Source organism: Ruegeria sp. YTSC002, assembly GCF_059609845.1.
On the sequence record NZ_JBXWML010000003.1, the window covers coordinates 282,198 to 295,937 of the forward strand.

Below are 13,740 nucleotides of genomic sequence, written 5' to 3' on the forward strand. Positions count from 1 at the left end.
GACGCCCTTTCCGTCTGATCATTCGCTTGCGCGAATTATTCAATAATTTTGGAAACAACGCCGGCGCCGACGGTGCGGCCGCCTTCGCGGATGGCGAAACGCAGGCCGTTTTCCATCGCGATGGGCGCGATCAGCTCAACGCCGAACGACACGTTGTCGCCGGGCATGACCATCTCGGTGCCTTCGGCCAGGGTCACGGTGCCGGTCACGTCCGTCGTACGGAAGTAGAACTGCGGACGGTAGTTCGCGAAGAACGGAGTGTGACGGCCGCCTTCTTCTTTGGTCAGGATATAGGCTTCGGCTTCGAACTTGGTGTGCGGGGTCACCGAGCCCGGCTTACACAGAACCTGGCCACGCTCAACGCCGTCACGGTCAACACCACGCAGCAGCGCGCCGATGTTGTCGCCCGCTTCGCCGCGGTCCAGCAGCTTGCGGAACATTTCAACGCCGGTGCAGGTGGTCTTGGTGGTGTCGCGGATGCCGACGATTTCGATCTCGTCGCCAACGTTGATCACGCCACGCTCGACACGGCCCGTAACAACGGTACCACGGCCCGAGATCGAGAACACGTCTTCGATCGGCATCAGGAACGGCTGGTCAACGGCACGCTCAGGGGTGTCGATATATTCATCAACAGCCGCCATCAGTTCGCGGATCTTGTTCTCGCCGATTTCCGGGTTGTTGCCTTCCATCGCCGCCAGAGCCGAACCTGCGATGATCGGAATATCGTCGCCGGGGTAGTCGTAGCTGGACAGCAGTTCGCGTACTTCCATCTCAACCAGTTCCAGCAGCTCTTCGTCATCAACCTGGTCAACTTTGTTCAGGAACACGACCATCTTCGGGATGCCAACCTGGCGGCCCAGCAGGATGTGCTCGCGCGTTTGCGGCATCGGGCCGTCAGCGGCGTTCACAACCAGGATCGCGCCGTCCATCTGCGCCGCACCGGTGATCATGTTCTTGACGTAGTCGGCGTGGCCGGGGCAGTCGACATGTGCATAGTGGCGGTTGTCGGTCTCGTATTCCACGTGGGCGGTCGAGATGGTGATGCCGCGCGCTTTCTCTTCCGGCGCACCGTCAATCTGGTCATACGCTTTGAAGTCACCGAAATACTTGGTGATTGCTGCGGTCAGCGTGGTCTTGCCGTGGTCAACGTGGCCAATCGTGCCGATGTTGACGTGCGGTTTTGTACGCTCAAACTTTTCCTTTGCCATTCCTCAGGCGCCCTTTTGCGATTTGGGGGACCCTTGGTCCCGTGGTTACATCTGCGCGCGCGAGATATTTGGTTCAAAGGGGAAAATCAAGCACATCCTGAGGGAAATGCGCCGATCACGTTGGATTTTGCGTAACCTCGACAGATTCCAACGGCTGGATCAGGTCCGGCCTTTTGTCAAACCAGCCATTTTCTTCATGTTCTTCAGCCAGCCATTCCTCGACACGGTCGGCTATTTTGAGGGCCAGGCCGCTCATCTGTTCTTCTTTAGTGCGCTCGTGCCCTGACCCTTTAAATGCACTTCCGCCGGTGGTGTCTTCCAGCACCTGGAATTGCTTCCCCTTGGCCAGAAACTCTTTCTTCTTCACGTCATAGACGTTGACCAGCACAATCGCAGTGCTTCTGGGATTGTAAATCACAGGGATCCCCGGCGGAGCCAGCATGTAGCCCTCCAGACTAATGCCGACGTCATATTCCTGCGAGCCGTCGTAACGCCCCAAGCGAATATCAACCGCGTTCTGGATCGCTTTTGTCCATTCTTCAGGGGTGGCGTCCCGCGATACAGGTCCCTGAACGGCCTTGTCCGCAAAGGCATAATTCACACGAAGCTTGAATTCTCCGAGGGATTCAGGCGGCTCATACACCTGTGTCTGTGTGCAAGCGGCCATCAGGGCCAGTCCGGTGATCAGCGTCAGAATGCGCAACATGTCTCGTCTCGATAGGCCTGTTTTTTGTTGATCTAGCGCACCGATACGGGTTGTGCCAAGCCGTATCGGCGGAAATTCACCCGCGCTGCTGCGCAATCACGAAAACTTATAGTCACGCGGGAAGCCATAGGGCGGTTTTTTCCCGACGCTGGCCCGTTTTGCCAGCCATTGCGTCATATCCGCCTCATGTCGGGTCTTGTCGCCGCCCATGGACCATTTCAGGCCCTCTTCCCAGTTGAAGGTCGTTACATCCGACAAACCGCCATCCAGCTCGAGCGTTCCCTGCCGGCCACGCGCCATATTGTACTTTTGCAAACGCACGCCTTTTCCGCGCGTCATCTCGGGCAGTTCCTGGGTTGGGAAAACCAGGAACTTTCCGTTTTGCGACACCACGGCGACGTGGTCTCCGTCAACCGGCTTGCAGATCATCGCGGTCTCGTCACCCTTGACGTTCAACACTTGTTTGCCGTTGCGCGTCTGCGCCAGCACATCATCTTCGGGCACAACAAAGCCGTTGCCCGCGTCCGAAGCCACCAAAAGCTTGCGCCCCGGCTTGTGGATCAGAATGTCGATGATCTGCGCCTCGTTGGGCAGATCCACCATCAGGCGCAAAGGCTCGCCCATGCCGCGCCCGCCGGGCAGGTTGGCTGCGCTGACAGTATAGAATCGGCCATTCGAGGCAAAGACCAGCAACCGGTCGGTCGTTTCCGCGTGGAAGATGAAACGCGGGCCGTCGCCGTCCTTGAACTTCAACTCGCGCTTCAGGTCGATATGGCCTGTCATGGCGCGAATCCAGCCCATCTGAGAGCAGACGACCGTGATCGGTTCCTTGTCGATCATCGCCTCAAGCGGCACTTCCTCGATCTGTCCGGCCTCGGCGAACTGCGTCCGACGCGCACCGCCTTCGTAGTCTTTGCCAAAGGTCTTCTTCGTCTCTTTCAACTGCTCGGCAATCTTGGCCCATTGCAGGCCTTCGTCCGCCAGAAGGTCTTCGAGATTGGCGCGTTCTTCCATCAGCCCGTCGCGCTCGCGAACCAGTTCCATCTCTTCCAGACGGCGCAAGCTGCGCAGGCGCATGTTCAGGATGGCGTCGACCTGCACTTCCGACAGTTCGCCCTCGCCCGGCTTGGGCGAGACATAGTCGGCCTCGCTGGTGGCGCGGACATGGGTAATGCCCCAATCCTCGCGCATCAGCGCGGCTTTGGGGTCGTCGTCGTAACGAATGATATCGATCACGCGGTCGAGGTTCAGGAAGGCGACGATGAAGCCTTCGAGCACTTCCAGCCGGTGGTCGATCTTGGCCATGCGATGACGCGAGCGGCGCAGCAGCACCTCTTGCCGGTGATCGAGGAAGGCGCGCAGCACCTCTTTCATCGAGCAGACCTTGGGCGTCACCCCGTCGATCAGCACGTTCATGTTCAGGCTAAACCGCACCTCGAGGTCCGAGTTGCGATAGAGCATGCCCATCAGCACCTCGGGGTCCACGTTCTTGGAGCGCGGTTCGAGGATCAGACGGATGTCATCGGCGGATTCGTCGCGCACATCCGCGAGGATCGGGATTTTCTTGCTCTGGATCAGTTCCGCGATCTTTTCGATCAGCTTGGACTTCTGAACCTGATAGGGAATTTCGGTAACGACGATCTGCCACTGACCGCGGCCCAGATCCTCGACCTCGAACTTGCAGCGCAGCCGGAACGAGCCGCGCCCGGTACGATAGGCCTGGGCGATGTTCTCGGGCGGTTCGACGATCACGCCACCGGTCGGAAAATCCGGTCCGGGGACGTAGTTCAGCAGCGTGTCGTCGCGCGCGTCCGGCGTCTTGATCAGGTGCAGGCAGGCGTCGCAAAGTTCCGAGATGTTGTGCGGCGGGATGTTCGTGGCCATGCCGACGGCGATACCGCTGGCGCCGTTGGCCAGCAGGTTCGGAAACTGCGCAGGCAACACCACCGGTTCGGTCAGCGTGCCATCATAGTTGTCGCGGAAATCTACGGCGTCTTCGTTCAGACCCTCAAGCAGCGCCTCGGCCACGATGGTCATCCGCGCCTCGGTATACCGCGAGGCCGCCGGGTTGTCGCCGTCGATATTGCCGAAATTCCCCTGCCCGTCGACCAGCGGGTAACGCACGTTGAAGTCCTGCGCCAGGCGCGCCATTGCATCGTAAATCGCGGCGTCGCCATGCGGATGGTAATTGCCCATCACGTCGCCGGAAATCTTGGCGGACTTGCGAAAACCTCCGGTTGCACTGAGTCGCAGCTCTCTCATCGCATAGAGGATTCGCCGGTGCACCGGCTTCAATCCGTCCCGCGCATCCGGCAGGGCACGATGCATGATAGTGGACAGCGCATAGGTCAGGTAACGCTCGCCTATCGCGCGGCGCAGCGGTTCTGCCACCTCACCCCCGTGGTCGGGGGCCTCCATGTTGGGGTCGTCGATCGTATCGTTCATATATGATGTGATACGACGCAAGGACGCCTTGGTAAAGCAAGCAACGCGTATTTTACTGGGGACAAGTCGGGCTTTTTGCAACAGGGGGAGGCAAGTCGGTGTTTTCCCCGAATTTTCGACTCTGCCCTTCTATTATGCTACCATTCCAACAATTGAATGATTGCTGCCTGTTTTGTTGTTACGATTGAATTGGGGGATGCGCCATGACGCGCCTTGTACTTGTTACCTTCGCCGCACTCGGCTGGACTTTTTACGTGTTGAGCGGAGGCCCCAACTTTGAGCCGCGCGGGGTCCGCAGCGCAGAGCCCGAGCGTGTTGCCAATGCCCCGAGACCTTCAAAGCCAGCTATCGAACCCGCGCCCGCGGAAACGTTGGTCGCGCGTGCTGCGGTGAAGCCCTCGGTGCCGGTCGCACCGGTCACTGAACCCGTCGCCGAGCTGGATGAAGCAGAAACCAAAGCGCTGTTGTCGCAAGTTGCGGCTGGCCTGAAGGCAAACCCCTCGTTGTTCGCTGACGAAAACGTCACTCTGACCCTTGCGTCGCTGGAACAGGGTCTGGCCTCTCTCGAGCAGGTCACCACCGACGCCGATCTGCCAACGGTTGAACTGCCCGCGCCTGTCGAGGCCGCCAAGGATATCCGCGAAATATCGGGAACCCGCGTGAACCTGCGCGATGGGCCGGGGACGATCTATCCGATCATCGGCAAGGCCAGGATCGGTCAGCAGGTTGAAGTCTTTGGGGATTCAGGTACCGGCTGGTTGCGCCTGCGCGTGTTGCCGGGGCAACAGGTTGGGTGGATTTCGGCATCACTCGTCCGGAAAACAACGAACTGACATCGAAGTGTCATTGCCCTGCCGCAAACCCCGCCATAGCTATGGGCGGGGATCAGGCTCGGAAGGCATATGCAGAAATCGATTCTTATCACGGGATGCTCGTCAGGCATCGGTCTGGACGCGGCACACGGCATGCGTGCACGAGGCTGGCGTGTTTTTGCATCCTGCCGCCAGCAACGCGACTGTGATCGCCTACGCGCACAAGGCTTTGAAAGCCCCAGAATCGACTACACCGATACAGACAGCATCACGTCGGGTTTGTCTTATGTTCTTGAGGCTACAGGCGGCTCGCTGGATGCCCTGTTCAACAATGGCGCACATGGCCTGCCCGGCGCGGTAGAGGATGTTCCGACGGATGGCCTGCGCCATATATTTGAGACCAATGTCTTTGGCTGGCACGAGCTGACCCGACAGGTCATTCCCGTCATGCGGGAACAGGGTCATGGCCGGATCGTGCAGTGTTCCTCGGTTCTGGGTCTTGTCGCCTTCCCGTGGCGCGGCGCATATGTCGCCACGAAATACGCGATCGAAGGGCTGACCGACACGCTGCGGCTGGAGCTTCGGGATACCGACATCCACGTCTCCCTGATCGAGCCCGGCCCCATCACCTCGAAACTCCGGGAAAAGGCGATCCCCATGTTCGAGAAATACATCGACTGGGAAAACTCGGCCATTCGGGAAAAGTATGAAGGATCACTGCTGAAGCGTCTTTACGAAAGCAGTGGGCCAGACCGGTTTGAACTGCCCGCCTCTGCCGTCACGGACAAGCTGGCCCATGCGGTCGAGGCCCGACGCCCCAGACCACGTTACTATGTGACCACTCCGACATACATCGCCGGAATCCTGCGCCGGATTCTGCCTACAAACGCCACTGATCGAATCCTTTCGGATATCTGAGACGATATTTCCCGTTCGCTTTTCGACCTCCGGACGCTAGATGGATGGTAATCGAAAAAACCGGACGGTGACTTCAAATGGACCTTGTAATGGTCATTCTTCTTCTGGCCATGGCGGCAGTTGTCGTCGTGCTGGCCTTGGGCATCGCGAATTTCGGCAAAGGCGGCATGGAGGCGGCGAAGAGAAGCAACAAGATGATGCGCCTGCGCATTCTCTTTCAGTTCATCGCCGTGTTGCTGATCGTGCTTTTCGTGTATCTGCGCGGACAGGGAGTTCAATAAATGGTCGTACTCAACAAAATCTACACGCGCACCGGCGATGACGGGAAAACCGCCCTGGGCAACGGAGAGCGCGTGGCAAAATATTCGGGCCGCGTCGCAGCCTATGGCACAGTGGACGAGCTGAACGCTTTTGTCGGCGTGGCACGGACCGAGGCCGAAGGCGATGTCGAAATCGCGCTGTCGCGCATTCAGAATGACCTGTTCGATCTGGGTGCCGACCTCTGCCGACCCGACATGGAAAAAGATGCCGAGGCCGACTATCCCCCCCTGCGCATCGTGTCCGCCCAGATCGACCGGCTGGAAGCCGAGATCGACGTAATGAACGAGACGCTGGAACCTCTGCGCAGCTTCATCCTGCCTGGTGGCTCGCGTCTGGCTGCACATCTGCATGTGTGCCGCACCGTTTCGCGCCGGGCCGAACGGCTTGCGGTCGAACTGACGAATATGGAACCTGTCAACGACGTGGCGGTCAAATACCTCAACCGCCTCAGCGACTGGTTCTTTGTTGCTGCGCGCTGCGCAAACGCAAACGGCAAAGACGACGTGTTGTGGGTTCCCGGCGCGAACCGCTGATCGCGAAATACAGAGTCGCGGGTAATATTCTTTCGCCTATCTGCAAAAAAATTGCAAAACGCGACGTCCCGACGCCATGACGTGACGATTTTGCTCTGTTGTGCCACTGCGGCAGGCGCTATCTAGTCGGTCGAGAGCATTGGTGGAGTCGCCTTCGCGGCTTACCGTTTTTTTGAGGAGAAAGCGCTACAATGAAGGTACTGGTGCCTGTCAAACGCGTGATTGACTACAATGTGAAGGTCCGCGTGAAAGCGGACGGTAGCGGTGTTGATCTCGCCAATGTCAAAATGTCGATGAACCCGTTCGACGAGATTGCGGTGGAAGAGGCGATCCGCCTGAAAGAAGCCGGCAAGGCCGACGAGGTCGTTGCGGTTTCGATCGGCGTGAAGCAGGCGCAGGAAACCCTGCGCACCGCGCTGGCCATGGGTGCGGACCGCGCCATTCTTGTGGTCGCGGCGGATGACGTCCACCAGGACATCGAGCCTCTGGCCGTTGCCAAGATCCTGGCCAAGGTGGTCGAGGAAGAGCAGCCGGGCATCGTGCTGTGCGGCAAGCAGGCGATCGACAACGACATGAACGCCACCGGCCAGATGCTGTCGGCGCTGCTGGGCTGGTCCCAGGGCACCTTCGCATCCGATCTGGACATCGAAGGCGACACCGCCAAGGTCACCCGCGAGGTCGATGGCGGGTTGCAGACCATCAGCGTCAAGATGCCCGCCATCATCACCGTTGACCTGCGCCTGAACGAGCCGCGCTATGCCTCGCTGCCCAACATCATGAAGGCGAAGAAAAAGCCGCTGGACGAAAAAACTGCCGCCGACTACGGCGTCGACGTCACCCCGCGTCTGGAAATCGTCAAGACCGAAGAGCCGCCGGCGCGCGCGGCAGGCATCATCGTGGGCTCGGTGGACGAGCTGGTCGAGAAACTCAAAGAAGCGGGGGCTGTGTAATGGCTGTACTTCTGCTTGCCGAAGTGAACAACGGCGAACTGGCGATGGATGCGACCGCAAAGGCCGTGACCGCCGCGAAAGTGCTGGGCGACGTGACCGTTCTGGCCGCGGGTGGCTCGGCCGCTGCTGCCGGTGAGGCTGCGGCCAAGATAGACGGCGTGTCGAAGGTTCTGGTCGCCGAAGACCCGTCGCTGGGCCACCGCCTGGCGGAATCAACCGCGGCCCTGATCGTGGGCCTGGCCGATGGCTACGAGCACATCGTGGCGCCGGCCACCACCGACGCCAAGAACGTGATGCCTCGCGTTGCAGCCCTGCTGGACGTGATGGTGATCTCGGATGCCTCCGGCGTTGTTGATGGCTCGACCTTCGAGCGCCCGATCTACGCGGGCAACGCGATCCAGACCGTCAAGTCGAACGACGCCAAAAAGGTCGTCACCATCCGGACCGCCAGCTTTGACGCGGCCGGCGAAGGCGGTTCGGCCACGGTCGAGACCGTGTCAGTCGGCGAAAACCCCGGCCTGTCGGAATGGGTCGAAGACAAGGTGGCCGAAAGCGACCGTCCCGAGCTGACCTCGGCCGGCGTCGTTGTTTCGGGCGGCCGTGGTGTCGGCTCGGAAGAAGACTTCAAACTGATCGAAAACCTGGCCGACAAGCTGGGCGCCGCGGTTGGTGCGTCGCGCGCGGCCGTTGACTCGGGCTATGCGCCGAACGACTGGCAGGTGGGTCAGACCGGCAAGGTTGTTGCCCCGGATCTGTATGTTGCCGTCGGCATCTCGGGCGCGATTCAGCACCTGGCCGGCATGAAGGACTCGAAGGTCATCGTGGCGATAAACAAGGACGAAGAGGCGCCGATCTTCCAGGTCGCCGATTTCGGCCTGGTCGCAGACCTGTTCCAGGCGGTGCCGGAACTGACCGAAAAGCTCGGCTGAACCGGATATCCGGATTGATCTGCAAAGGCCCGCCAACAGGCGGGCCTTTTTCAGTTCAGGTTCCGCAAAGCGATCAGCAGATGCTCGGCAATTTCTCGATGCGCGGACGGGCCGATCATATGTTCCGCAATCGGCTGCTGAAGCGTTCCGAACATGACATCTTCGAGAGCATCCGATCGAGCGGATACAGCTACCGAAACCTCTACGACATCGGCGCAGAGCGGGCGCAGTTGTTCGATCATGGCGGCGTCGGGCACGATATGGTCGACATGCGATCCGGTTTGCCGCTGCACATGCAACCAAAGCAGCACAACGCCGGGTTCGATCCGTTCTATCAATTCCCCGGTGGCGCGTATCCAGACCTCTCGCAGTTCCTGCGCTACGACTTCGAAACGTGCGTCTTCTGTTGCGCTCAGCTGCTCCAACAGATGGCGCACAAAATGGATTTCCGTGAAGTCAACATCCGGGTACAGCACCAGCAAGTCCGCGGTGGGTTCAAGGAACCGATCGTTGCGACGCGGGTGCACGCGGTAAAACCGGTTCGATTGGCGCAGAAGATCGGGCACCTGCAACACGCATAGGTCTGACTGATTGACCAGATTCAGCACTCCCGGATCAGTGGACAACGCTTCGACTCCGCAAAACAGGCTGCCAAAGTTGACGCATGGCTTTCCCAATCGCTTCTCGAGCACGGCAGGAAACGGGCAATCGACGAATCTGCCGAAAGTTTCCTCTCCTCCCAGACAGGCCACATAGGGTTGGTCCAACCTGCCGGGTGGACCCCGGAACCAAAGTTTCGAATTGGCATACTGGCAGGCGGACTCCTTGCCGCTGTTTGTCTGATGAAAGCTCATATCAAGCCCCCCGTTTTCTCACCCGGTGCCATCTTGCGGCCATAGATATTGAGATTTTCCTAATGCGCGCATTTGAAGCAAAATTGATCGCCGCGATCCTCTTGCCGCCCGCCCCGGTCTGCCGATACTGTCGCGGTATCCTCCAGGGCAAAGGCAGCTGAACATGGAAGTCAAATCGGTCGGTGTGATTGGCGCGGGACAAATGGGCAACGGCATTGCCCATGTTATGGCGTTGGCGGAATACGACGTCTTGCTGAACGATGTCAGCCAGGATGCTCTGGACAGCGCCATTGCCGCAATCGAAGGCAACATGGCGCGGCAGGCGTCACGTGGCAAAATCACCGACGAGGCGATGAAGGCAGCGCTGAAACGGATTACGACCACGCTTGAGCTGCCGAAACTGGGCCAAACCGATCTGGTTATCGAGGCGGCAACCGAGCGGGAAACGATCAAACAGGCGATATTCGAGGACCTGCAACCGCACCTGCTGCCGCATACGATTCTGACGTCAAATACATCCTCGATTTCCATCACCCGGCTGGCAAGCCGCACGGATCGGCCTGAACGGTTCATGGGTTTTCATTTCATGAACCCTGTCCCTGTTATGCAGCTGGTGGAATTGATCCGCGGCATCGCCACGGATGAAGAAACCTTCAACGCCTGCAAAGCGGTGGTGGACCGGTTGGGCAAAACGGCCGCCAGCGCCGAGGACTTTCCGGCCTTTATCGTGAACCGGATCCTGATGCCCATGATCAACGAGGCGGTCTACACACTCTATGAAGGTGTGGGGAACGTACAATCCATCGACCAGTCAATGAAGCTTGGGGCGAATCATCCCATGGGCCCGCTTGAATTGGCGGACTTCATCGGGTTGGATACCTGTCTGGCGATCATGAACGTGCTGCATGACGGGTTGGCCGATACCAAATACCGTCCCTGCCCTCTGCTGACGAAATATGTCGAGGCCGGGTGGCTGGGGCGCAAGACTGAGCGTGGCTTTTATGACTACCGAGGCGAAGTTCCGGTACCGACACGCTGAAGGGGGCCAGCCCCCTCGCCCGGACTTTGTCCGGGCTCACCCCCGGGATATTTTGGGCCAGATGAAGACGCAAATCAGGTCTGTTCCGACTTGCCCAGAGACATGGTGTGGTTTCTGAGCCAGGCCATGAATCCGCGCGGATCGCGCTCCAACAGCTCCATGTCGCGGTCCGAAATCGGTTCGCCGATCACCGGCGACTGGGGTTTGTTGCAGGATCGGACGATCTCGTGCAGCAACAATCCCTGCCGCAGAATTGCAGAGACACGGTTGGCGATCTGATACCAGCGCGAATTGCTGCCCGGAAAGAAAATCGGCACCACGCGCGCGCCCGAACGGCGGATCATCTTGGCGGTGAACACGTTCCATTCCCGCTCGATCGCAGGCCCGAACCAATCATCCGAGGACATCACAACACCGGATGGGAACAGCGCCACAACGCCACCGTTCTTGAGATGTTCCATGGCTTTGCCGCGCATTTCCAGCATCTTGGCCTGCGCCTCGGGGTCATGTGGAAACGGAACCGGAATCATGAATGACGTGGCCGCTTCGTCCAGCCCTGTCAGGACCGAACGGGTCAGAATGCGGTAATCACTGCGCACCCGACCGATCAGTTCTGCCAAAATCATGCCATCGACCATACCGTGCGGATGGTTGGCGACGACGACAACCGGGCCGGTCTTGGGGATGCGGTCAATCTGTTCCTGCGGTGTGGTCAGATCGATTCCCATAGTCTTGAGGGCACCCCCCCAGAACCGCTGGCCGCGATAGTATTCGTTCTTTTTTTCGAACTTGTTGACCATGCGCAAAATGGTCAGCTTGCCTGTGCACCACTCGATGGCCCGAATGGCAGTCGCAGTCCAGGCATCATCGAATGAATTCGCGTAGGTCAGCGTTCTACGGTCGTAGATCTCACCCTGATCTGCGGTTCCATCCACCACCGGGCTTGTCTTGGTCTCGTGCGTTGTTTCCGCCAATTCCTGGTCTTCCCGTTCTTCCTGTCCCGGCGGGGCGGCTTAGAACCCCTCTCCGAACTTGTCGTTCACAAGCGTTTCCAGAGCTTCTGCCAATGCCTCAGCATCCGGCCCGGACGTCTCGACGTCAATAGTTGTTCCGCGCGATGCTGCCAACATCAAAAGGCCCATGATACTGTCGCCTGATGCAGAAAGTCCGTCTTTTGACACCTCAGCATGCGCATCGAACCCCTCTACAACCTCAACCAGCTTTGCCGAGGCCCGTGCGTGCAGGCCCTTTTCATTGATGATTTTCAGGCTTCGGCTCGTCATATTCAATAATCCGCTTTCAATCCAATGTCACATTCTGCGCATTGATGTACTTCCGTCCAGCCTCCATTGCCTGACGGACCGCATCACCAATGGGCAAGTGGCGGCTTTTGGCCAATTTGATCAGCATCGGCAGGTTTGCCCCGTACAGAATACGCCGGTCCTGAGGCGCGCAAGCACGCAGGCTGAGATTCGAGGGGCTGCCGCCAAAGAGGTCGGTGACGACAACGACACCATCGCCGGTGTCCACTTCGTCCGCGGCACGGCAGATTTCGGCCTGTTTTTCGTCCCGGTCATGGTCAGCCTCTATCGCGACCGCCACGAGGCTGGCCTGTGGTCCGACCACGTGTTGCGTGGCGGCCAGGTATTCCTGAGCCAACCCCCCATGTGCAACGATCACAATTCCGATCAATCCGACCTCACATTCAACGACCGACGTTCCATCTCGCGATGCCTAATTGCCACCTGCTGCCCGTCTTCCGCAAGAGCCTTTGCAACGGCTTCTGCCAGGGCAACTGATCTGTGCTGGCCCCCCGTGCACCCAAACGCCACGGAAAGATGCGCTTTGCCCTCGGCCCGAAAGGCCGGCAACAGCAGGGTCAGCAAGCCCAGCACACGTTCAAAAAACGGTAAGTAGTTTGCGTCTGACTGCACATAGTGCGCAACGTCAGGGTGTCGACCATCCGCTGCGCGAAATTCCGGGCGCCAGTACGGATTCGCCAGAAACCTGCAATCGAACACCATGTCCAATCCGCGCGGCAGGCCGCGTTTGTAAGAAAAGGATTCGATGGAAACCGCCAGATGCCGCCCGCCTTGCGGGGCGAACCAGTTCTCGACCTCTTCCCGCAGCTGATGCACGTTCAGAAGGCTAGTGTCGATCAGCGTATCCGCAATCTCTCGTATCGGCGCCAGCAGCTCTTTTTCACGCTGAACGCCGGTTTCCGGGCTGGCATTCTTGGCGACGGGATGCCGCCTTCGGGTTTCTGAAAACCTGCGCACCAGAACATCATCCGTGCAATCCAGATACAAAACCGTCAGATCGACCTGCGCCAACCGGCCCAGCTTTTCAGCCAGTTCTATGAAACCGATCGTCGAGAAATCGCGATTGCGGGCATCTATACCCAAAGCCATCGGACGGTCGCTGTCCGCGCTGTCGAGCAAGCGCAGCAAAAGCCCCATCGGCAGGTTGTCGATGGCTTCAAAGCCCAGATCTTCCAGCACATGAATGGCCGTGGATCTTCCTGCCCCGGAGGGCCCGGTGACAAGTACGATCCGCCTTTGCGATGTCATGTGTTCGGCCATTCCGGGTTTACGCGCCCATTTCCTAGAAGCTGCATCATCGCTACAGCCAAGTTGGGCACGCCCGCACCCCGAAGCAAGGGAACAGTTTGCCTCAGCACGGAAACCGTCAAAGGGTCGGGCAGACGCTGAGGCTCAGGCTGATCCAGATCCACCACGTAATCCAGCGGGACAGGCCCCCCAGGTTCGGCTTTGATCAAGCCAATCTGGCGCGCCTCGATCAAACCGCGTATCTGCGAAACTGCCGAGGCGATCACCCGGTTCTGCTGCATCTCCAAATTGACGCGGTCATCGGCGACCAGTTCCGCACCGAACGCCATCATTTGCAACGCCAGTCCGGACTTCCCTGTGCCGGACGCACCGATGATCAAAAGCCCGCGTCCGGCAACCGATACGCAGGAGGCATGAACACAAGCGCTGTCCTGATCTTTCGCGAGTGACAA

16 protein-coding genes are annotated in these 13,740 nt (G+C 59.1%); 7 read left to right on the plus strand and 9 right to left on the minus strand.

What is annotated here, in order from left to right; genetic code table 11:
- Nucleotides 1–35: 35 nt before the first annotated feature.
- The 3 genes from tuf to AC2FFD_RS08970 all read right to left on the minus strand — a co-directional run bounded on the left by tuf (nt 36) and on the right by AC2FFD_RS08970 (nt 4,362).
- On the minus strand, nt 36–1,211 hold the full coding sequence (gene tuf, locus AC2FFD_RS08960) for an elongation factor Tu (RefSeq protein ID WP_152457114.1): 1,176 nt from the start codon (nt 1,209–1,211) through the stop codon (nt 36–38).
- 115 nt (nt 1,212–1,326) lie between these two features.
- Nucleotides 1,327–1,917 (minus strand): hypothetical protein, encoded by a 591-nt coding sequence (locus AC2FFD_RS08965; protein WP_170344863.1) that lies wholly within the window; start codon nt 1,915–1,917, stop codon nt 1,327–1,329.
- Nucleotides 1,918–2,013: 96 nt separating this feature from the next.
- The gene (locus AC2FFD_RS08970) at nt 2,014–4,362 is read right to left on the minus strand and encodes a DNA topoisomerase IV subunit A (RefSeq protein WP_496872875.1); all 2,349 of its coding nucleotides are present in this window, start codon (nt 4,360–4,362) and stop codon (nt 2,014–2,016) included.
- Nucleotides 4,363–4,565: 203 nt separating this feature from the next.
- Here AC2FFD_RS08970 and AC2FFD_RS08975 point away from each other — a divergent pair, with 203 nt between their 5' ends.
- The 6 genes from AC2FFD_RS08975 to AC2FFD_RS09000 all read left to right on the plus strand — a co-directional run bounded on the left by AC2FFD_RS08975 (nt 4,566) and on the right by AC2FFD_RS09000 (nt 8,825).
- Complete coding sequence (locus AC2FFD_RS08975; RefSeq protein WP_496872876.1) at nt 4,566–5,195, plus strand: SH3 domain-containing protein; 630 nt, start codon at nt 4,566–4,568, stop codon at nt 5,193–5,195.
- A gap of 69 nt (nt 5,196–5,264) precedes the next feature.
- Nucleotides 5,265–6,092, plus strand: coding sequence for an SDR family NAD(P)-dependent oxidoreductase (locus tag AC2FFD_RS08980; protein WP_170344861.1), 828 nt, complete (start codon nt 5,265–5,267; stop codon nt 6,090–6,092).
- Nucleotides 6,093–6,169: 77 nt separating this feature from the next.
- Nucleotides 6,170–6,373, plus strand: a complete 204-nt coding sequence (locus tag AC2FFD_RS08985) for a twin transmembrane helix small protein (protein ID WP_171727088.1) — start codon at nt 6,170–6,172, stop codon at nt 6,371–6,373.
- Entirely contained in the window at nt 6,374–6,946 is a 573-nt protein-coding gene (locus AC2FFD_RS08990) for a cob(I)yrinic acid a,c-diamide adenosyltransferase (protein ID WP_117869844.1), read from the plus strand.
- A 191-nt stretch (nt 6,947–7,137) separates the two neighbouring features.
- The gene (locus AC2FFD_RS08995; RefSeq protein ID WP_170344858.1) at nt 7,138–7,896 is read left to right on the plus strand and encodes an electron transfer flavoprotein subunit beta/FixA family protein; all 759 of its coding nucleotides are present in this window, start codon (nt 7,138–7,140) and stop codon (nt 7,894–7,896) included.
- On the plus strand, nt 7,896–8,825 hold the full coding sequence (locus tag AC2FFD_RS09000; protein WP_257600139.1) for an electron transfer flavoprotein subunit alpha/FixB family protein: 930 nt from the start codon (nt 7,896–7,898) through the stop codon (nt 8,823–8,825). Before AC2FFD_RS08995 ends, AC2FFD_RS09000 begins: the two co-directional genes overlap by 1 nt.
- Before the next feature lie 50 nt (nt 8,826–8,875).
- On the opposite strand, the gene AC2FFD_RS09005 is transcribed toward AC2FFD_RS09000, so the two are convergent.
- The gene (locus tag AC2FFD_RS09005; protein WP_496872877.1) at nt 8,876–9,679 is read right to left on the minus strand and encodes a DUF6473 family protein; all 804 of its coding nucleotides are present in this window, start codon (nt 9,677–9,679) and stop codon (nt 8,876–8,878) included.
- A 163-nt stretch (nt 9,680–9,842) separates the two neighbouring features.
- On the opposite strand from AC2FFD_RS09005, the gene AC2FFD_RS09010 reads away from it, so the two are divergent.
- Nucleotides 9,843–10,718, plus strand: a complete 876-nt coding sequence (locus AC2FFD_RS09010; RefSeq protein ID WP_257600137.1) for a 3-hydroxybutyryl-CoA dehydrogenase — start codon at nt 9,843–9,845, stop codon at nt 10,716–10,718.
- 74 nt (nt 10,719–10,792) lie between these two features.
- Here the strand turns inward: AC2FFD_RS09010 and AC2FFD_RS09015 are convergent, their stop codons facing one another.
- From AC2FFD_RS09015 to AC2FFD_RS09035, 5 genes are read right to left on the minus strand one after another with little or no spacing between them, the layout of a single operon-like run.
- On the minus strand, nt 10,793–11,692 hold the full coding sequence (locus AC2FFD_RS09015; RefSeq protein WP_170344855.1) for a lysophospholipid acyltransferase family protein: 900 nt from the start codon (nt 11,690–11,692) through the stop codon (nt 10,793–10,795).
- A 39-nt stretch (nt 11,693–11,731) separates the two neighbouring features.
- Nucleotides 11,732–12,001, minus strand: coding sequence for an HPr family phosphocarrier protein (locus AC2FFD_RS09020; protein ID WP_152457104.1), 270 nt, complete (start codon nt 11,999–12,001; stop codon nt 11,732–11,734).
- Between the two features lie 16 nt (nt 12,002–12,017).
- The gene (locus tag AC2FFD_RS09025; RefSeq protein ID WP_152457103.1) at nt 12,018–12,410 is read right to left on the minus strand and encodes a PTS sugar transporter subunit IIA; all 393 of its coding nucleotides are present in this window, start codon (nt 12,408–12,410) and stop codon (nt 12,018–12,020) included.
- Nucleotides 12,407–13,288, minus strand: coding sequence for an RNase adapter RapZ (rapZ, locus tag AC2FFD_RS09030; RefSeq protein ID WP_170344854.1), 882 nt, complete (start codon nt 13,286–13,288; stop codon nt 12,407–12,409). The genes AC2FFD_RS09025 and rapZ overlap by 4 nt, the downstream gene beginning before the upstream one ends.
- Complete coding sequence (locus AC2FFD_RS09035) at nt 13,285–13,740, minus strand: HPr kinase/phosphorylase (protein ID WP_253285458.1); 456 nt, start codon at nt 13,738–13,740, stop codon at nt 13,285–13,287. The genes rapZ and AC2FFD_RS09035 overlap by 4 nt, the downstream gene beginning before the upstream one ends.